Genomic DNA, 19,511 nt, shown 5'->3' on the forward strand with positions numbered 1-19,511 from the left:
TATTTTCATCACAAAAAAAGCCTCTCCTCTTTGCAGAGAAAAGGCATACTTTATTTAGTGGTGATGAAGTTTCTTACGCTAAAATATCTTCTACTTCGTTAAATTCAAGTCCCCACGCATCGGCAACACCTTTATAAACAATCTTACCGTTGGCTACGTTGAGCCCTTTTTTCAATTCTTCGTTTTCACTACATGCTTTTTTCCAACCTTTATTGGCCAACTGAACTGCATACGGCAAAGTAGCATTTGTCAAAGCCAAAGTTGAAGTATAAGGCACAGCACCTGGCATATTGGCTACGCAATAATGCACGATTTCATCAATGATAAAAGTCGGATTTTCGTGCGTTGTTGGCGTACAAGTTTCAATACAACCACCTTGGTCAACTGCTACGTCAACTACAACGGTACCTGGTCGCATCAATTTCAACATATCACGGGTAATCAAATGCGGAGCTTTTGCTCCTGGAATCAATACCGCTCCAACTACTAAATCTGCTTCAGCGATTGCTTCACGAATATTATAATGGTTCGACATGATTGTAGTCACATTTGGCGGCATAATATCTGACAAATGACGTAAACGTGGCAAACTTACATCCATAATCACTACTCTTGCACCCAATCCAGCGGCCATTTTAGCAGCTTGTGTCCCTACGATTCCACCACCTAAAACCAAAACTTTGGCTGGCGGAACGCCTGGCACACCACCCAACAAAATACCTTTTCCACCCGATGGTTTCTCTAAATATTTTGCACCTTCCTGAATCGCCATACGACCAGCAACTTCTGACATCGGTACCAATAATGGCAAACTACGGTCAGTTTTCTCAACAGTTTCATAAGCCAAACAAACTGCTCCACGCTCAATCATGGCATGAGTCAACGGCTCAGACGAGGCAAAGTGGAAATAAGTGAACAATAATTGGTCTTTCTTGATGAGTTTATACTCTTGCTCAATCGGCTCTTTTACTTTGATAATCATTTCGGCAATGCCGTAAACTTCTTCTATCGTTGGCAACATCGTTGCTCCTGCAGCGGTATATTCGGCATCGCCAAAACCACTTCCCACTCCCGCAGTTGCTTGCACGTAAACGGTATGACCATGTTTTTTAAGTTCGGCTACACCTGCTGGCGTAAGAGCTACACGATTTTCGTTGTTCTTGATTTCTTTTGGTACTCCGATTATCATAATACTGAAATGTTATATTGATGAAGTGTAATTGCTCTCCGCTACGGCAAAACCGTAGCGGAGATGTATATTTTATATGATGAAGTATAATTGCACCACAAAATTAGTGTATAAAGAAAATATTATTGATATATTTGAAAAAAAAAGAATTATTTCATTCTATATAATATTTACAAAGAAATATTTACTCCAAAGGCACCTTTTCTAAGTTCTAAAAAGAAAAAAATTCTATCATTCTCATTCAATATTTTATGACTCTCGACGAAACCGACAAAAAAATTCTCAGATTACTGCAAGAAGATGCTCATCTGACTTTGAAAGATATTGCGAAGCAAATAAATCTTTCGCTCACACCCGTACACGACCGTGTGAAACGCTTACAACAAGAAGGTATCATTGAAAAATACGTAACGATTTTGAATAAAAAGAAGCTGGGACAGAACCTGACGGTTTATTGTCAAGTTACGCTCATTAAGCAAACCCATGATACGTCCGAAGGTTTCAATCAATCAATTTTGAATTTGCCCGAAGTGGTAGAATGTAATTTTGTATCAGGAAGTTTTGATTATATGCTCAAAATAGTTGTGCCAGATATGGAAAGTTACCATCAATTTCACCAGCAGAAATTATCGGTGTTATCGGGGGTATCGTTGATACACAGTTTTTTTGTGATGTCGGAGGTGAAAAGCACAACCGTTTTGCCTATTTGATATTGGTTACTGGTAAAAAGTGTTTTTGCATTCTTGAAGTTTCAAAAATGCAAAAATATTCTATCATTTAATCATAACAATCAACACGCAAATCTAAATCCGATTCCATGAACGTTTTCGATTTTGATAGAAGAATCTTCGGCGAGCATTTTTCTTAGGCGGGTTACAAAAACATCAAGACTTCGGCCCAAGAAATAATCATCACGTCCCCAGATGGCAGTTAAGATTTCGTCACGTTTGATAACTTGGTTTTTTCGTTCGCACAAAAACTTCAATACTTCGGCTTCACGATGCGTAAGTTGTTCAGTTTTCGTGTTTGATCTTAAACTAAGTTGCTGATAATCAAACTCATACAAGCCAACTTTCCAAGTAGAAGAGCCTTGTATTTGTTCTTTTGAAACTTCTTTTCGTTTCAAGAAAATCTTTATTCGCAGACACAATTCTTCGATACTGAAAGGTTTTGTTACGTAGTCATCACCACCAATTTTTAGGCCAGCGATGCGGTCTTCTTGCATGATTTTGGCAGTAAGAAAGATAATCGGCACTTGTAGGTTTTGCTTTCTGATTTTCTCAGCCAACGAAAAACCATCTAATTCGGGCAACATCACATCAAGCAAACAAAGGTCATATTTCTCTTTGCTAAAACTCTTCCAAGCCTCTCTTCCATCTTGAAAATGTACAATATCAAAACCTTCGAGTTCGAGATTATCTTTTGTCACAAACCCGAGATTTGGGTCATCTTCAACGTATAATATTTTGGGCATTGTCTAATTAGTTATAAGGGAATTACGGAGCCGCCTGTACGGTTATTGGGAAACTGGTTTATTTGTGAGTTGCATTCAGTTTACTGGCAAAGTTTAAAAGAGAAAACTAATAACTGCACGGCAGCGGCGTACCGTGGACGACCCCGAAGTTTACCAGTAACCAATCAACCAGTAACTAAGCATCTTGCTTCATCGTCACTTTAAAAGTTGTCCCTTCTCCTACTTCACTCTCTACATTTATTTGCCATTTGTGGGCCTTTATGATTTGGTTCACATAACTCAACCCTAAACCAAAACCTTTTACATTATGCAAATTACCTGTCGGAACTCTATAAAATTTATTAAATATTTTTGCAATACTTTCTTTCGGAATACCAATACCTTTATCTGCCACCGAAAACACTAAAGTATCATTTACATTTTCAGTACGAATCGTTATACTCGGCGGTCGTGGAGAATATTTTATAGCATTTTCGAGCAAATTTCTTATCAAACTAACCAATTGGGTACGATCGGCATATATACTTGATTTAGTTGCGTTTAGCTCTACTTTTAAACTATCTTCAAGTTCGGCTTGCACACCTTCTGTTACTTCATTTATCAAACTATGCAACTCTTGAAGCTGAATATCCAATTCCATTTTTCCTCTTTCCAAACGAGCAGTATTCAGTACCGTTTCGACTTGAGTTTTAAGTCGATTGTTTTCTTGACGGATAATCTGTACGTATTTTTTCAAACGTTCGGGCTGCTCCATTATTTTAGGCTGGCTCAAAACATCGGTTGCGATACGTATCGTTGAAATTGGTGTCTGAAACTCGTGCGTCATGTTATTTACAAAATCTCGCTGTACTTCGCTGAGGCGTTTTTGGCGTAAAATCACGAACATAGCATAACCAAAAAATACTGTCACGACCAGCGTAATAAGCGAAGAAATTAACCAAATATCGAGCCTACTGGCCAAATAACTGGTTTTACTCGGAAACCTTACGCCAAAATAATTGAGATATTTGTCGGTTTTAGGCAAAGGTTTCGTAGAAACGCTACTTGGCTCAAAATCGGCATCAATATAAGAACCATAAACGATATTTTCACTTTCACAGTCATAGATGCCATATTCAAATGGAGTATTCAGATTTTGTTTTTTAAACTCTTCTTTCAGGTAATGCTCAAGTATATCAGCATCAAGCGGAACTCTAAGATTTGCCACGTAATAATCAGACGAAAGCTGCGTGACTGGATTATCAAATTTAGAGAGTTTATAAAGCGTAGATATTCGGTTCGCAACGTTTCGCAGCGAAATCATGACGGTTTGTCTGAATTGTTGTTCTTTTAAGTCGAAAGCACGTTTTACCCAGTAGGCTTGCACAGCAATAATTCCCGAAATCGAAAGCGTACCGAGTAAAACCAGAAGCCTGATTGTATTTCTATTCAAAACGGGACAGTTTTTTCGTAAAAATAGGCAAATCTTGCTTCATTACAAAAAAATAAGTATTGTTTGTAAAATTCTTATTGAACGGTTAATTTCTTCTCAATATCGTGTTCTTCTAAAAACCATGATTTTTCTTTGAAAAAGCAAATTTTATCTCTTATTTTGTTTAAGCAAAATTTAAAATGTATTTTTGACACTTATTAATTAACCCTAAGCAATATGCAAAAACTACAAACACTGGATTACTTAGTTTTTCTATTTTATTTTATCGTTGTGGCAGGCTACGGCTACTGGATTTACAACAAAAAAAAATCGGCACAAACATCAACCAAGGATTTTTTCTTGGCCGAAGGCTCACTTACTTGGTGGGCAATTGGAGCATCGTTGATTGCCTCTAATATCTCAGCCGAGCAGATGATTGGAATGTCGGGCAACGGTTTTTCAATGGGCTTGGGTATCTCGACTTATGAATGGATGGCGGCAGCAACTTTAATTATTGTGGCAGTATTCTTCATGCCTATCTACCTAAAAAATAACATTTCTACAATGCCACAGTTTTTGAGCCAACGCTACAACAAAACTGTGAGTTTGATTATGGCAATATTTTGGTTATTGCTTTATATCATGGTAAATCTTACTTCGATTCTTTACTTAGGAGCTTTGGCAGTTTCGGGTATTTCGGGTTTAGATTTCTATACTTGTATGGTTTTCTTGGCAGTTTTTGCCATTATTATTACCATTGGTGGCATGAAAGTAATCGGTTTTACTGATGTGATTCAAGTATTTTTCTTGGTAATCGGTGGTTTAGCCGCTACTTACTTAGCAGTGACGTTGGTTTCTGACAAATACGGAATGGAAGGTTTGGCAAATGGCTTCAAACTAATGACTCAGAACCACGACGACCACTTCCACATGATTTACCCTAAAGGAAACCCGCATTATATGTCGCTTCCTGGTTTGACGGTTCTTTTTGGTGGAATGTGGATTGTAAATCTCAATTATTGGGGTTGTAATCAGTATATTACGCAACGAGCGTTAGGTGCTGACCTCGACACCGCTCGTAATGGTTTATTGTTTGCGGCATTCTTGAAGTTATTGATGCCTGTAATTGTGACTTTGCCCGGTATTGCTGCTTATGCGTTGTATCAAAAAGGAATGTTCCAACAAGAAATGTTGGGTGTAGATGGTACTTTCAATCAAGATAGAGCTTATCCTGTTTTATTAAATCTATTACCAATGGGCCTAAAAGGGCTATCATTTGCAGCACTTACTGCGGCAGTTGTGGCTTCATTGGCAGGTAAAGCCAATAGTATTTCTACGATTTTTACGTTGGATGTTTTCCGCCCATATTTTGCCAAAGATATGAGTGAAAAACAACTGGTTGTAGTTGGAAGAGTTGTTATTGTAATTGCAATGATATTAGCGATTGTGATTTCTCCATTCATGGGAATTGAGAAAAAAGGCGGGTTCCAATTTATCCAAGAAATGACAGGTTTACTTTCACCAGGTATTTTTGCAGCCTTTATTATGGGCTTTTTCTGGAAAAAAACCAATTCAGCAGGAGCGTTCTTTGCGATTGTGGGTGGTTTCTTGATTGCTTTATCAATGCACAACAACTGGCTTCCAGGAACTGACTGGAGTGCAATGCCATTCCTTGACCGTATGGGTTGGGTATTTGTGATTTGCGTGGTTGTAATGTTTATATTGAGCTTAGTACTACCTGACGAAAAGAAAGGTCTTGAAATTGATGCTTCGATGTTTAAAACTACGACAGGCTTTACCGTTGGGGCAGCTATCGTAATCATTACGATTATCTCACTTTATACTTACTTCTGGTAAGATTTCAAGTTAGAATTGGAATAAAATAATCAAAAAAAAACATTTTGAATCGGTACTGCGAGAAATTGCAGTACCTTTTTTATTTATTAACTTATTTTAAAACGAAATCACTACTTTTGCAGACTTATAAAAACTTTAATAATAATTCCCCTTTAGGGGTTAGGGGTGTTTTATGAAAATTGCCGCAATAGATATTGGCTCAAATGCCGCCCGAATGCAAATTTCGTCGGTATTGACCAACAAAAATAAAATTAGTTTCAAAAAAGTTGAATACGTACGTTTTGCTCTTCGTTTGGGCATGGATGTATTTAATGGTGGAAGAATTTCGCACGCCAGCGAGGCTCGAATAAAGAAACTATTACAAGCATATCAGCTTTTGATGGAACTCCATGAAGTAGATGCATACATGATTTGTGCTACAAGTGCCATGCGTGAAGCCGAAAATGGTGCCAATATTGTTGAGCGTATCAAAAACGAGCTGGGCATGGAGATTCATCTGATTGAGGGCGAACAAGAAGCAGAGCTAATCAATAATGTGATCGTTACGGTACTTGATGATGACCGCACTTATCTGCACATTGATGTGGGCGGCGGAAGTACAGAATTGAACATTTATAAAGGTCAGAAAAAAATTGCGGCAAAATCATTTAAAATTGGTTCGGTACGCTTATTGGAGCATAAAGAAGCACCTGATGTTTGGAAAAAGATGCAAGCGTGGGTCGATGCCAGCATTCCAAGCCATGAAAATGTGGTTGCGGTTGGAACGGGCGGAAATATCTCGAAACTTTTCAATATGATTGAAAGCAAAAAAGATAACAAAGCCAGTTTAAAAGACCTCGAAAAAATGCGAAACTATATTGAAAAATTTAGTTTGGAAGAACGGATGAATAAACTCCAACTCAACGCCGACCGTGCTGATGTGATAGTTCCTGCATCGGATATCTATATTTCAGTAATGAAATGGGCTGGTGCAACTGAAATCATGGTGCCAGATTTAGGTCTGAAGGATGGTATTTTGATGCTGGTTTATGAGACTTTGATGAATGAGGAGTAAAATATATCAACCAACAAAAAAGCTCAACGATTTGCATCATTGAGCTTTTTTTGTGCGTCAAACCTTATATAAACTTATAACATTTTCTTGATAATTTCTTCTACCGAAACGTTTTCTGCCTCAGCTTTGAAGTTACGTACTAAACGATGGCGAAGCACCGATACCGCTACGGCTTTCACATCTTCAATATCAGGCGAGTATTTACCATTAATGAGTGCATTACATTTCGCCCCCAAAATCAAGTTCTGAGAGGCTCTTGGGCCTGCACCCCACTCTAAATATTTGTTGGTTTCGGCAGATGCTAATTCTGAATTTGGACGAGTTTTATGTACTAATCCAACTGCGTATTCAACTACGTTATCTGGCACCGGAACACGGCGTACTAAATGTTGGAAGTATAAAATCTCTTCGCCCGTAAGTACTTTATTAACAGTAGTTTTGCGGTCAGAAGTTGTATTTTTTACAATGTCGAGTTCTTGTTTATACGACGGATAATCGAGCGTTACCATAAACATAAAACGGTCGAGCTGTGCTTCGGGCAATGGATACGTTCCTTCTTGTTCGATTGGGTTTTGAGTTGCCAATACAAAAAACGGACGACCAATACTATGCTTCGTTCCACCAACTGTTACGGCAAACTCTTGCATGGCTTCAAGCAGAGCAGATTGCGTTTTTGGTGGAGTACGATTTATCTCATCTGCCAAAACGATATTGGCAAATACGGGTCCTTTGATAAAGCGAAAATTACGCTCATTATCAAGGGTTTCTGAACCCAAAATATCCGATGGCATTAAATCGGGCGTAAACTGAATACGATTGAAATCCAAATCAAGTGCCGAAGCCATTGTCTGAATCAACAAGGTCTTTGCAAGCCCTGGCACACCAACCAATAAGCAGTGACCTTGACAGAAAATAGCTGTGAGGAGTAAACGAACGGTCTCGTCTTGTCCGACAATTACCTGTCCGATTTCTTTTTGTAATTGATTAAACGCCACTTTGAGGGCATCTGCAGCTTCTACGTCCGAAGTAAATTTAACTTTGCTCATTTATGGATTATAATAACTCTAATGATTAATTTTTCAGACACTGGATATGAAATTCAAGATATGAGTGTTGAAATCATTCTTAATTCTCAATTTTTAATTAGTATTCCACTCCCCCACTTACACGGTCTTTACCAAAAATATTACATGCTTCAAACTCTGGGTCAATCTTAATATACACATCGGCAGTAGCTTTTTTGAACCATTTTTCTATCTCCACATTACGTTTTTCCATCATGGCAAAATCTTTGAGTTTCTCAAAATCATCGTTCAAACTTGCTTTATGAGGTGCATGTTTTGCTTTATAATAAATGATTCTGACTCCCGTTTTTCCGTCTTCGCTTCTGTATGGCATGGGTGCAGTAATCGTGCCAACTTTCATACTATCAATCATAAAATAAAGCGTTGGTTCCATTGATTCATCCAATGGCATTTTGCTCGAACCAGTCTGCGGATCCATCAAAATTCCACCGCCATCTTGTGTTTGTTTATCATCCGAAAACTCTTTCGCTGCCTTCTCAAATTTGATACTATCTTTTACAATTTCGGTACGAATACTATCCAAAAATTTCGTAGCGTCTGTTACATCTAAACGATTGTAATCAGGACGTAATAAAATATGGCGTGCGTGAAATTCTTGTCCACGAAGCTCGAGGGTTTGAATTAAGTGAAGTCCAAAATCAGATTCTACCACATCAGAAATTTCGTTTGGTTTTAGTTTCATAGCTGATGCTTCAAATTGTGGAACCATCGCACCACGTTTCGACCAACCTAAATCGCCACCAAACTGACGTGAACCTGGGTCTTCAGAATATTCTTTCGCTAAATCTTCAAATTTTTCACCTGCCAAAACTCGACGTTTATAATCAAGTAATCTTTCTGATAACTCTTCTTTTTGTGCTTTTGTTACTTTAGCCAAGCGAACAATGTGAGCTAATTCAACTTCGGTCGGAATTTCGGGAATACTATCTTTCGGAATACGATTGAAAAATTTCTTTACTTCATTAGGTGTGATCTTTAGATTCTCAGTAATTTTCCCTTGCATTCTCTGAGCTGTAAGTTGCTCTTTTACTTGCGAACGCACTTCACTTTTGAGTGTTTCGAGAGATTTCCCGAATTGCTCCACAATATTTTTTTCATTGCCATACAACTGAATCATTTGTTGCATACGAGCAGTGAGTTGGTCATCAACTTGCTTGTCTTCTACATAAACAGAGTCAATTTCAGCCTTTGCAACCAATAATTTGTTAACAACCATGCTTTCTAAAGCTTGGCATTTGCTTACGGGTTGTTGTTGCTGAACTCCTCGGAGATACAACTGCTCTACTTCAGAGCGAAGAATGATGTAGTTATCAACTTTTGCCACAATGCGGTCAATGTTGATGGGGGCTTCTTGTGCCAATGCCAACATCGGAAGGCAAATCAGTAGGAATAATTTCTTTAACATTTTATTTATTTGGATACTTTATTAGTCAACGTTTAAACTCAAGACGTATTTTCATACGCCTCTACGAGTGTATTATTACTTTTTTATGCCAATTGCTTTCTGAATTTCTTCATCATTCAATTTAACAGGATATTTGTTTTTTAAATCTGCTTTAAATTGTGCTTCAAGATACTTTTGGTATTCAGCCAGAACTTGACCTCTGCACTCACGGAGGGTTTTATATCTTGCGGGTTCTACTTGTTCGATTATCACATCGGCAAACTGGCCTTCTTTTGCAACTGATTGTGTACCTACATCCCACTTCGCAATATCAACAAATTTATTCTCTCCTCTTTTGAAATATCCTTCTTCTATCGTTACGCTGTTGGGGTCTTTAGAATTAAATATTTTCTCAACATCCTTCTTCAAAGTACTATAAAACGCAAACGTAACTCTTTGATTTTTTGCCCAATCAAATTTATCGGCTGGTTTGGTTTTACCATAATCGTTTTCAATGATACGCTCAATTGACAAGCCATTTGCTATCAAAAACGCCTTAGTTTTTTCCAAACGCTCGGCCGAAGTATTATCATTTTCGTGCTGGTCGGTATGACCTCCAATTTCTACAACGTAGCCTTTATTCTTACGCATGATTTCGAGGATATACACCAGCGTAGTTTTATGTTCGGCTGTGAGGTCGCTCAAATTCTTAGTGTAATATAGTGGCGTACGATATAAGCGTTTTAAATTATAAGGCTTTCCTTTCTCAAAAACTTCTTTTACTTGATAGACCGTCTTTGCATCTTTCGAGGCAATTACCGTTGCCAAGATTCTCTCAGGCATTTGGTATTTTTCTTTGTTTTTTTCGTAGAAAAGACGTTGCCCAGTTGTATCTGAGGTTGATTTTTCATAAACCAAATCATTGAGCAACTCCATTTTTAATAAACTGGTACTATACTCATTCATCAACACCTTAAACTCCGGATTTAGTTCTTCGAGATTGGCTTCGGCATAAGATTTTACGGTAGTTTCCACAAATTTCTTATAAAAACTTCTCATTACCATCGTCGGAGTATAACCTGCAGGAATTCGCTCGAAAGTTTGGCGGTCAACGGCGTAGTCAAAAAAAGATTTTGTTGGATATTTTTTTGAGCCAATGCTGAAAATTGTTTTACCCACTAATTCATCGTTGATGGCATAATTCCATTTTTTTATCAGAATGTTAGTATCGGCAGCGGCAAATGCTTTTTTTAATACTTCCTCATCCTCAACAAACTTCATTTGTTTTTTCAGGTTATTAAGGGTGTTTTCACGCACAACGTCGCCTCTCGAATCTGTCACAATCTTATCTTTGAGTTTTGCAGAAAGCTCTTCAAAAGATTCTAATGGAATTTTCTTTGAAAGCTTGATTATGTGCCAACCCGCAGTTGTGCGAACTGGTTTTGAAACTTCGCCTTCTTGCAAAGCAAATGCGGCTTGCTCAAACGAAACCTCTTCTCTGCTTCCAATGGCAAATGCGGGTAAATATCCGCCAAAATTTTTATATTTTGTATCATCTGAATATCTACGACAAATATCTTCGAATGCTTCGCCTTTGTTGATTAAATTATAAAGTGAGTCAATCTTAGCTTTTGCTTTAAGGTTTTCAGATTCGGGTGTATTCGGGGGAACTGATTTTAGAATGTGTTGCACCAAAACGCTTCCGCTATACGGACGACGTTCGATAACTTTTACAAGGTGAAAGCCGCCTTTTGTACGCACAGGCATCGAAACCTGTCCAACAGGCGTTGTGTAAGCAGCTTTTTCGAGCGGGTAAAGGAAACGCATGGCTCTAAACCAACCTAAATCTCCGCCAATGCTATTCGACTTTTTGTCTTGAGAAAATTGTTGAGCCAAAGCCGCAAAATCTTCGCCAGCTAATGCTTTATTACGAATATCAATCAGTTTATTGTAAATAGCCAATGTATCAGACGGCTCGGCAAATTCTGAAAGTTGATACATGATATGAGCCGCATGTACTTCTTCTTTTAACCATGAGTAGGTTTCTTTCAATAATTGCTTGATTGTTGTGCTATCGGTCAAGTATGATTCAGCCAACATACTGCGATATCCTTCTACTTCTTCTTTGAATGAATCGGTTTTGTCGTAACCTCTTTTTTGGGCATCGGCAAGAATGCGTTGGTCGTTGATGGCTTGTTCGAGGAAAGCATCGGGCGAGAGTGTATCTTCTGAAATCTGATTTTCAAAAGCAGCTTTTAAATCTGCCGTTTTTAACTCGCTTGTACCTACCGTAATGGCAACTGGCTCCGGTTTTACTTCGACAACTATTGGGCTATTGACTACTGGAGTTGATGCTGTTGGCAATGAAAAAACATCTTCAGTAGTTTTTTTGCTGGTTTGCTGATTAGTTTTTGGTAAGGGCTTTTTTGCTACTTGGCAAGCTAACTGAATAAAAACTAAGGTTGCATATATATATATATTGTATTTCTTCATAAAAGACATAAAAGAATCATCCTCAATAAACAACTCTAAACGTTAAAATTTATTGTGATGAATATTAGTTTTGTGAGTAAGGGAAACCTCATCCAAATGACGTCGGAACATCAAGAGGTTTTTAAAAAATCAAAATTAAGCGAAATTTCTGCTTTTTACGAGATATTATTGAATAATTTCTTCAATTATTGATTCGCCCGAAGACAAATCTCCGCTTGTCCACTGCCATTTTTCGTATAATCTGATGCGTCCATCGGATAAGATTTCGGGGGCTGAAAAACATTTCCCTGTCATAATTTCTCCTGCTGAATTAATGTGTTCATAACGCATATCTAAAACATCATTTTCAATAACTTTTGCCACCAGAAAACCTTTCACGATTACCCCTCCGCCATATTCTGCCCACACAACGTTGCCTTGCTGTTGGTAATAAAAAATCGTTTGGTCACCCACTTCTCCATTATCGGTATTGGAGATTGATTTGAAGGTTTTTTGGTGGTAGTTTATGCTCATGTTTTGTTGTTTTTTGCTTGTAGGAACGTCCAAATTAGACGTTCCTACAAAATTATATGCCACAATTTTGTATAACAGTGAACTGGAAGCAATCATCGCTCAATTCACTCCAAATTAGATGATTGGTTCTTGTTGCGAAAGGCAATGAAAACTACCCAATCCCCAAATGATTTCGGTGGCATCGATGCCCACAACTTTATGGTTTGGAAAGCATTTTTGAATGATTTCTAAGGCTATATCATCTTTATCGCAACGGTAAATCGGAACTATTATTGAGCCATTGGTTATCAAGAAATTAGCATACGATGCAGGCAATCTTACACCGCTATCATAAACGGCATCTGGCATTGGTAACTCAATGATATTTAATGGTTTACCATTTGGCAAACGCATAGCTTTTAAATCTTCAAGGTTTTGTTTGAGAGGATGATAATTTTCATCGTTTTCGTCGGGTTCGACAACCGTCAGCACAGTATCTTCATTGATGAAACGAGTAGTATCATCAATGTGTCCGTCGGTATCATCACCTACGATTCCTTCTGTCACCCACAAAACTTGTTCTACACCGTAGTAATTACGAAGATAGTCTTCAATTTCGGCTTGTGACAAATGCGGATTTCTGTTTGGGTTTAATAAACAAGACTTGCTCGTAAGTACCGTGCCTTTGCCGTTAAATTCTACCGAACCACCTTCCATAATTATTCCTGGCACCACATAAGGTAGATTCAAGTAATTGGCTATTCTCACAGGAATTTGGTCATCATCATCATACGGTGGATATTTTCCGCCCCAAGCATTATAGCCCCATTCAACAATCATTCGTTCTTTTGTTTCAGGGTTTATCAAAAACGCAGGGCCGTGGTCACGACACCAAGAATCATTATTTGGGTGAATCGGAACTTCAATTTGATTTTTATCAATTTCATATTTTTCAATCAAATCCCAAATCAGTGCCTGATGGGCTTCATCTTTGGCATTGATACATACTTTTTCACTTTCAGAAATAGCCTTTACGAAAGCCATGTATGATGGATAAATTCGCTCTAAACGGTCGCCGTAGTCCCAAGAATCAGAACTTTGCGGAAAACTTAGCCATGTTGCTCTATGCGTGTGCCATTCGGCAGGGAAGAAAAAACCTTGTTGTTTTGGAGTCATTTTTCAATTATCAATATTAAAATCTTCAGTTTGCAGTATTTAGGTATTATGTTTTAGTACTTTTCGTTTTTTGAAAACTGCCCATTAAAAACTGCTAACTACCCACAAATCATTATTTTCCTGCAAAGGTAAAGCTAAAATACTAAATGTTTCAACCGATAAAATCCAAAGTGGATTATTTTCCGTAAATGAATGCAAATACCAAGAAAGAAAATTTACGTATTTCAATTTCTTATATTAACCGTTAAAACCTCAGGTTGAGTATTTATTTTTTAGAAAATGCTTGAAAAGCAAACATGTTTCAAAAAAAAATAGTTATTTAGCTTAAATTAAAGAAAATCGCTTGGCACGTCGAATTAGCATAGCAGAAGAAGAGTTAGTGTCTTTATTGAAAAATAAAGACCAGAAGGGCTTTAATATCCTGTATAATAATTATTCAGGAGCGTTGTTTGGTGTAATTAATAAAATAGTACAGTCAGACGACGATGCCAATGATTTGCTTCAAGATACTTTTTTAAAGATTTGGCGAAACATTGACAATTATGATTCTTCGAAGGGTAGCATCTTTACGTGGATGATGAATATTGCACGAAACCTGAGCATTGACAGGGTTCGCTCGGCTGATTTCCGAGATTCATCACAGAATATTTCAATGGAGCAAAATATTATCTATCAAGTAGATACCGAACATCAGACTGTGATGGACGTGGATTCGATTGGTTTGAGAAAAGTTGTTGACAATCTGAAACCTGAGTATCGTCAGCTCATTGAGTTAGTCTATTATCAAGGTTATACGCAAGCAGAAGTATCGGAAGAATACGGTATTCCGCTTGGAACTGTAAAAACCAGAATAAAAGCTGCTGTTGGTAGCCTCAGAGCCATGCTAAGTGGGCTGTGGCTGATAGTAAATTTCCTATTTTGAGTCTTAATTATAAAACTTAGTGAACTTTGGAGTGAAGAGTATCACTCATATAAATAAAATAATGAATATTCAAGAATACATAGCATCTGGGGTATTAGAAAGTTACGTGCTTGGCTTGGCTTCCGCGAAAGAGGTCGCTGAGGTTGAGCAACTGGCTATGCAATATCCCGAAATAAAGTTAGAGCTTCGAGCTATCGAAGATGCTTTAGAAAGCTATGCTTTTGCCAACGCCCAAACTCCTCCAGCACATTTACAAAGTAAGATTTGGGAACAAATTGTGGCAGAGTCGGAGGAAAAGCAGACAAAAGTATTAGACTTTGATACTGGAAAAGAGATTGATTTGACCCAACAACAAGCTCCCAAATTGACAGGCTTCTTCGGAAGTTATTTGAGAGTGGCAGCTTCGGTAGCATTACTGGGTAGTTTATTGGCAAATATCTATTTCGCAACTCAATGGAAAGAGACTAAAACAAATCTTTCGTTGGCGGTAAACGAGAATATCAAACTTCAGAAAGACATTAAATCTCAGGAAGGAATGATGCAGTCGAGCGAGGTTAATTTATTGATGGACCCGCAGATAAAAATGAGTAAATTAGTCGGACAAAAAGGTGCAGAAAACTCGACAGTTATGCTCGCTTGGGATACGAAAACCAACAAAGTATATGTCGTAAGAGGAAATCTGCCAACTCCACCAGCAGGAATGCAGTATCAGCTTTGGGCGATTATTGATGATAAACCTGTGGATGCGGGAGTGTTTGACATCAAGAATAACACACAAGAATTAAAGAAAGTACCACCTGCAAAAGCATTTGCCGTAACGCTCGAAAAACAAGGCGGTAGCCCAGTTCCAACTTCGGATATTATGGTAATGGGAATTTAATAGTCCACAGTCGGTGGTCAACAAACAGTGACTACAATAAAAAAAAAGAGATGAAGGTTTTTAAAGCTTTCATCTCTCTTTTTTTATTGTGAAATCACTAAACCGTCACTCGCTCAAAGGCATCAATGTAGGTTTTCTTACTGGCGTTTAAGACATTGATATTTCTTGATTTAGCAAAAGCTCCTAAGATTTCGTAAGAATAAAAAACCTTGTGTAGTGACAAAAACTGAGCGTGCAGCCTCGGCCGAGAATTATTCCGCACATCAATTACTTTTTCGTGCTTAACATTATTGGCATTATCATAAAAATGCACTTGACGCATCTCAAATTCATTCTGCTCCGTAATCCTGATTTCTTCGTGCCACGAATGGTCAGCACCAAAAAGATAAACATTTTTATAATCTTGTAATAAAGCCACGTAAAGCGATGCAGCCAAGATATTTTGGCATTGAGGCATTCCTAAATTATGCTTAAAAAACCAGTGTCGAAAAATAGGAAAGCCCCTTACAATGGTATAATTGAAAAAGCAAATTTGAATATTTGGACGTTCTTGTTTGAGTTTCTTAACGATATACGAATTTTTGCTACGAGCAGGCACAAAAAGTCTCATTGGCCAATCGGTTTGCTGAATAATGGCATCGAAAGTCTTTTTTATGTCTTGGCGGCCATCATTTTGTTCGCTAAACATAAAAAAAGCAGGGTCGAGCAAAACGTAATTTTGTGGTTTTAGAGAAGCATAAACCGTTGAAAGAGCAAAAAGGTTAACGCAATAAATATCGGTTTCTTTCAGAAAATCAAGATTATCGGCAAGAGCTTGATTGAGTGATGGTCCATTGCCTAAAATCGAAGCGTTTGGTTTTTGATTAGAAAACTTTGGAAGTCCGAGTTTCGAGAGTAATATTACTTTCATCACCGAAACCACCGATTGAAGCGAATTCTCAAAAAAAGCACCCGTTTTTATATAATAGTCAAAAAACATTTTTCTATTTTGTTACAAAAAAACTTCCCGAAAGTAATTTCTACACTTTCGGGAAGTTCATATTTTTAAGCTTCGCTATTTTTCTTGTTTCTAAACTCCATTACCAATGCCCCAACAACCAATAGCACCATCAGAATAGATGCGACCAAGTCAATTTTTGCACCTACAATCACTGATTTAGGTTGAAATTTGAATTCGATTTTGTGTTTTCCTGCTGGAACTGTCATCGCACGAAGCACGTAATTTGCACGGAAATGCGGTGTTTCTTGACCATCAACGTATGATTTCCAATCTTCATTTCCACGATAGAAAATCTCAGAGAAAATAGCCACTTGATTCGTTGCAGAATTAGATTCGTAAGTCAAATGATTAGGTTTGTAATCAGTGAGCTTAATTATTCCTGTTGAATCTTGTTTTGTATTGCTTAAATATTGTTTGTAACGCTCATCTACGAAAGCCACTGCACGAGGATTGAAATTTCCTACGGCTTTGATTTCTTCATCGGCATTTTTTACGATTTTCACTTCACCCACAAACCACGCATTGCCCAAAGCATCGGGATTTTGTTGGGCCACAGGATTTCCATCTTGCCCTGGTGTAATAAAATATTTCGTATTCAGCATATTAAAAATCGGCAGATTATACTTGCCATCTTTGGTCATGGCATTATCGTATAGCTCTTGAATTCGCTTCAATTTCGCACCATGATAACCACCCACTGATTTGTGGAAATATGAAGCGGTAGCATCAGCAAAAAAACCTTGATTAGTGGCCATATCAACTACCCTAAAATTCGGGTCTTTGTCTTGCATGATTTGCTCGTCGGCAGGCGATGGATTGAAGCTTTCAGCTACACGTGTTTTGGTCTGAAAATCATCATTATTGAAATAACGTTTATCAACCAAAGCAAGGTCAAAAGCAGCCAAAATGCCCAAAACCGCTACAAAAACTGTCGATTTTATTTTCTGCGTAGAGAAAGCCCAAATTAATCCAGCAGAAATAAGTAACAAGAAAACTGAGCGTAGTAAATCACTCGTAACGACCGATTGGCGGTCAGCCATTAACGAGGCAGAAAATGCATTAGCAAATTCTTGCCCGTTTGCCTGTGCCATGCTTTTGAGCATATCAGCATCACGAGCAGATTGGAAATCAAGCGAGAAATAGCCTACTAAAATTAGTAACAGTAAACTTCCCAGACTATACATCAAAGGCTTTTTGAGGTCGTTGAAACTCAATTTGTCGGTAATGATTTTATTAACGCCCAACATCGCCCCAAGCACAAAACACAAGTGCATGAGCGTAACAATCATTTTACTGTCTCTAAACTTATTGTAATATGGGAAGTAATCGAACATGAAGAAATTGAAACCGCTAAAACTGCTTCCCCACGAAATAAACAAGTATAAAATTGAGGTCAGAATCAGCACGTAACGAAGTCCGTCTTTGATTAAAATCAAACCCAAAATAAACAAAAATAGGATAATGATTCCCGAATAGTTTGCTCCCGAAACATAAGCTTGTGGCCCAAAATATAATGGTAAATTTGAACTAAATTGAGCTGCCGTAGAAGCATCCACACCTTTATCGATCAGCATTTTATAAGTCTCTGATTTTTCTCCCAAATTTGTAGCAGATGAGCCACCAACGAAGTTTGGAGCCAGCAATGTCAACGTTTCGATTTTGCCTGGGCTATACGAAAACGCATAGTCACGACCTAAACCATCAGCCGATTGATTGAGGTTTCCGAGCGTAAGTTCTGATTTTCCACGAGTGGTTTCTTTCGAGTAAACAAAGTTATTCCAAAGGTGCATACTGTGCGTTCCGAGTCCAATTGCTGAGCCAATCAATACAACGGCGTAAGCTTTCAAAAGTCCCGAAAAGTTACCTTTTTTCACGTGCAAATAACTTTCAAAAAGCACATAAATTCCGAGCAAGAAGAATAAATAATAAGTAATTTGTGGGTGATTGGCATACATTTCCATGGCCATAAAGAAAGTCGTCATGGCAATACCAAGCACGTATCTTCCTCTAAAAACTGCTATAAACGAAGCCAAAACCGCTGGTGCAAAAGCAATAGCAATAATTTTGGAAACGTGCCCTGCTTCGAGAAAGAGTAAGTTATAGGAATTGAAAGCATAAGCCACTGAACCAAAAAAAGCAAGCCAATTATTGACTTTCAGCACTCGCATTAGCACAAAAAAGCCCAGCATTAACAGTATAAGTACATTGGCTGGCGATGGAATAAGATTGATATAAAACGAACCTATTTTGGTCGAAAGGCTGTTTTCGTAGTCGCCCGCAACCATATAGGCAGGCATACCACCAAACATCGAGTTTGTCCACCAAGCCCATTCTCCAGTTTGTTTATAAAAGTCATTAATTTCTTTTGCCGATGCAGCAGCCATTTGAGTATCGTGCATGGCCAATCTTTTACCTTGCAATAGTGGTGAAGCATACATAAAGCTAACAACCACAAAACCAACAACTGCAATGAGATGAGGAATGTATTTTTTGAACATTGCTTTGAAAATAAATATTTTAAAGTTTTTTGATTTTTGACGGTAATTGTCTGCGTCTCCACAGATGACAATAAGTGTGCGTCACAATTCGGAGAATTGTGCTACGAAACTACAAAGAACGCAAAGAAAATTAATTTAAGACGACACAAGACCAAAAATCTTTGCGAACTTTGCACCAGTATCAATAAAACGAACCTCGAAATGCTAATATTTAATATCACATTTAATGTCGAAAGTCGAATCAGCGAACAATGGCTTAAATGGATGAAAACAAATTTTATACCAGTTGCCTTAGAAACCAAACTTCCTAAAGACATTAAAGTAATGAAACTTCTCAACGAAAAAGAGAACGAAGATAAAACGTATGCGTTTCAATTTCATTTCAAAAGTATGGAAGATTTTATGCAGTTTGAAATGCAGCACCGTGAACGAATCTCGGATAGATACCAAATGCTTTTCAGAGGAAAACTCGTTGAATTTACTACTTTGCTTCAAGAAGTTTAGTTACTCGAAAATTGGTTATTTGTTACTGGGCATTGGTTGAAAAAATATGAGCTTCTTTTTATTCTACATCAGAATAATATTACTTTTATAAA

The 19,511-nt window shown here is 37.8% G+C and carries 17 protein-coding genes; 6 read left to right on the top strand and 11 right to left on the bottom strand.

Translation table 11 applies throughout. The features are described 5' to 3' along the window. Positions 1–73 precede the first annotated feature (73 nt). The gene (gene ald, locus ABR854_RS23905; protein ID WP_350268377.1) at positions 74–1,189 is read right to left on the bottom strand and encodes an alanine dehydrogenase; all 1,116 of its coding nucleotides are present in this window, start codon (positions 1,187–1,189) and stop codon (positions 74–76) included. A 251-nt stretch (positions 1,190–1,440) separates the two neighbouring features. Here ald and ABR854_RS23910 point away from each other — a divergent pair, with 251 nt between their 5' ends. Next, positions 1,441–1,899 carry an Lrp/AsnC family transcriptional regulator gene (locus ABR854_RS23910; RefSeq protein WP_350268378.1) on the top strand — a complete coding sequence of 153 codons (459 nt, stop codon included), beginning with the start codon at positions 1,441–1,443 and terminating at the stop codon, positions 1,897–1,899. 80 nt (positions 1,900–1,979) lie between these two features. Here ABR854_RS23910 and ABR854_RS23915 read toward each other — a convergent pair whose 3' ends face one another. Continuing rightward, complete coding sequence (locus ABR854_RS23915; protein WP_350268379.1) at positions 1,980–2,663, bottom strand: response regulator transcription factor; 684 nt, start codon at positions 2,661–2,663, stop codon at positions 1,980–1,982. Positions 2,664–2,838: 175 nt separating this feature from the next. After that, positions 2,839–4,095 (bottom strand): sensor histidine kinase, encoded by a 1,257-nt coding sequence (locus ABR854_RS23920; RefSeq protein WP_350268380.1) that lies wholly within the window; start codon positions 4,093–4,095, stop codon positions 2,839–2,841. 216 nt (positions 4,096–4,311) lie between these two features. On the opposite strand from ABR854_RS23920, the gene ABR854_RS23925 reads away from it, so the two are divergent. Further along, a complete protein-coding gene (locus ABR854_RS23925; protein ID WP_350268381.1) occupies positions 4,312–5,931 on the top strand; it encodes a sodium:solute symporter family transporter in 1,620 nt (539 codons plus the stop codon). A 172-nt stretch (positions 5,932–6,103) separates the two neighbouring features. Beyond that, entirely contained in the window at positions 6,104–6,985 is an 882-nt protein-coding gene (locus tag ABR854_RS23930; RefSeq protein WP_350268382.1) for a Ppx/GppA phosphatase family protein, read from the top strand. A gap of 74 nt (positions 6,986–7,059) precedes the next feature. Here ABR854_RS23930 and ABR854_RS23935 read toward each other — a convergent pair whose 3' ends face one another. From ABR854_RS23935 to ABR854_RS23960, 6 genes are all read right to left on the bottom strand, one after another. Then, on the bottom strand, positions 7,060–8,031 hold the full coding sequence (locus tag ABR854_RS23935) for an AAA family ATPase (protein ID WP_350268383.1): 972 nt from the start codon (positions 8,029–8,031) through the stop codon (positions 7,060–7,062). Positions 8,032–8,128: 97 nt separating this feature from the next. After that, positions 8,129–9,475 (bottom strand): peptidylprolyl isomerase, encoded by a 1,347-nt coding sequence (locus tag ABR854_RS23940; RefSeq protein WP_350268384.1) that lies wholly within the window; start codon positions 9,473–9,475, stop codon positions 8,129–8,131. 75 nt (positions 9,476–9,550) lie between these two features. Further along, positions 9,551–11,947, bottom strand: coding sequence for a peptidylprolyl isomerase (locus tag ABR854_RS23945; protein ID WP_350268385.1), 2,397 nt, complete (start codon positions 11,945–11,947; stop codon positions 9,551–9,553). Positions 11,948–12,112: 165 nt separating this feature from the next. Beyond that, a complete protein-coding gene (locus ABR854_RS23950; protein ID WP_350268386.1) occupies positions 12,113–12,460 on the bottom strand; it encodes an avidin-fold protein in 348 nt (115 codons plus the stop codon). 114 nt (positions 12,461–12,574) lie between these two features. Continuing rightward, a complete protein-coding gene (locus ABR854_RS23955) occupies positions 12,575–13,615 on the bottom strand; it encodes an agmatine deiminase family protein (protein ID WP_350268387.1) in 1,041 nt (346 codons plus the stop codon). 84 nt (positions 13,616–13,699) lie between these two features. Continuing rightward, positions 13,700–13,843: a hypothetical protein gene (locus tag ABR854_RS23960; protein ID WP_350268388.1), complete on the bottom strand. Its 144-nt coding sequence runs from the start codon at positions 13,841–13,843 to the stop codon at positions 13,700–13,702. A 115-nt stretch (positions 13,844–13,958) separates the two neighbouring features. Here ABR854_RS23960 and ABR854_RS23965 point away from each other — a divergent pair, with 115 nt between their 5' ends. Continuing rightward, positions 13,959–14,537, top strand: coding sequence for an RNA polymerase sigma factor (locus tag ABR854_RS23965; protein WP_350268389.1), 579 nt, complete (start codon positions 13,959–13,961; stop codon positions 14,535–14,537). A 61-nt stretch (positions 14,538–14,598) separates the two neighbouring features. After that, positions 14,599–15,417, top strand: coding sequence for an anti-sigma factor (locus tag ABR854_RS23970; RefSeq protein ID WP_350268390.1), 819 nt, complete (start codon positions 14,599–14,601; stop codon positions 15,415–15,417). Positions 15,418–15,514: 97 nt separating this feature from the next. Here ABR854_RS23970 and ABR854_RS23975 read toward each other — a convergent pair whose 3' ends face one another. Together ABR854_RS23975 and ABR854_RS23980 are read right to left on the bottom strand one after the other, a co-directional pair. After that, entirely contained in the window at positions 15,515–16,396 is an 882-nt protein-coding gene (locus ABR854_RS23975; protein ID WP_350268391.1) for a hypothetical protein, read from the bottom strand. Between the two features lie 65 nt (positions 16,397–16,461). After that, on the bottom strand, positions 16,462–18,915 hold the full coding sequence (locus tag ABR854_RS23980) for a YfhO family protein (RefSeq protein WP_350268392.1): 2,454 nt from the start codon (positions 18,913–18,915) through the stop codon (positions 16,462–16,464). A gap of 201 nt (positions 18,916–19,116) precedes the next feature. On the opposite strand from ABR854_RS23980, the gene ABR854_RS23985 reads away from it, so the two are divergent. Further along, a complete protein-coding gene (locus tag ABR854_RS23985) occupies positions 19,117–19,419 on the top strand; it encodes a DUF4286 family protein (RefSeq protein ID WP_350268393.1) in 303 nt (100 codons plus the stop codon). The last annotated feature ends 92 nt before the right edge of the window (positions 19,420–19,511 follow it).

This window comes from Emticicia sp. W12TSBA100-4 (assembly GCF_040253585.1).
Classification (GTDB): Bacteria; Bacteroidota; Bacteroidia; order Cytophagales; family Spirosomataceae; genus Emticicia.

Bases quoted from the DNA above. Each gene is read 5' to 3' on its own strand.
- ABR854_RS23955 (WP_350268387.1), bottom strand. From the start codon at position 13,615: ATGACTCCAAAACAACAAGGTTTTTTCTTCCCTGCCGAATGGCACACG.
- ABR854_RS23930 (WP_350268382.1), top strand. From the start codon at position 6,104: ATGAAAATTGCCGCAATAGATATTGGCTCAAATGCCGCCCGAATGCAA.
- ABR854_RS23950 (WP_350268386.1), bottom strand. From the start codon at position 12,460: ATGAGCATAAACTACCACCAAAAAACCTTCAAATCAATCTCCAATACC.
- ABR854_RS23940 (WP_350268384.1), bottom strand. From the start codon at position 9,475: ATGTTAAAGAAATTATTCCTACTGATTTGCCTTCCGATGTTGGCATTG.
- ABR854_RS23910 (WP_350268378.1), top strand. From the start codon at position 1,441: ATGACTCTCGACGAAACCGACAAAAAAATTCTCAGATTACTGCAAGAA.
- ABR854_RS23945 (WP_350268385.1), bottom strand. From the start codon at position 11,947: ATGAAGAAATACAATATATATATATATGCAACCTTAGTTTTTATTCAG.
- ABR854_RS23925 (WP_350268381.1), top strand. From the start codon at position 4,312: ATGCAAAAACTACAAACACTGGATTACTTAGTTTTTCTATTTTATTTT.
- ABR854_RS23915 (WP_350268379.1), bottom strand. From the start codon at position 2,663: ATGCCCAAAATATTATACGTTGAAGATGACCCAAATCTCGGGTTTGTG.
- ald (WP_350268377.1), bottom strand. From the start codon at position 1,189: ATGATAATCGGAGTACCAAAAGAAATCAAGAACAACGAAAATCGTGTA.
- ABR854_RS23935 (WP_350268383.1), bottom strand. From the start codon at position 8,031: ATGAGCAAAGTTAAATTTACTTCGGACGTAGAAGCTGCAGATGCCCTC.
- ABR854_RS23985 (WP_350268393.1), top strand. From the start codon at position 19,117: ATGCTAATATTTAATATCACATTTAATGTCGAAAGTCGAATCAGCGAA.
- ABR854_RS23970 (WP_350268390.1), top strand. From the start codon at position 14,599: ATGAATATTCAAGAATACATAGCATCTGGGGTATTAGAAAGTTACGTG.
- ABR854_RS23975 (WP_350268391.1), bottom strand. From the start codon at position 16,396: ATGTTTTTTGACTATTATATAAAAACGGGTGCTTTTTTTGAGAATTCG.
- ABR854_RS23980 (WP_350268392.1), bottom strand. From the start codon at position 18,915: ATGTTCAAAAAATACATTCCTCATCTCATTGCAGTTGTTGGTTTTGTG.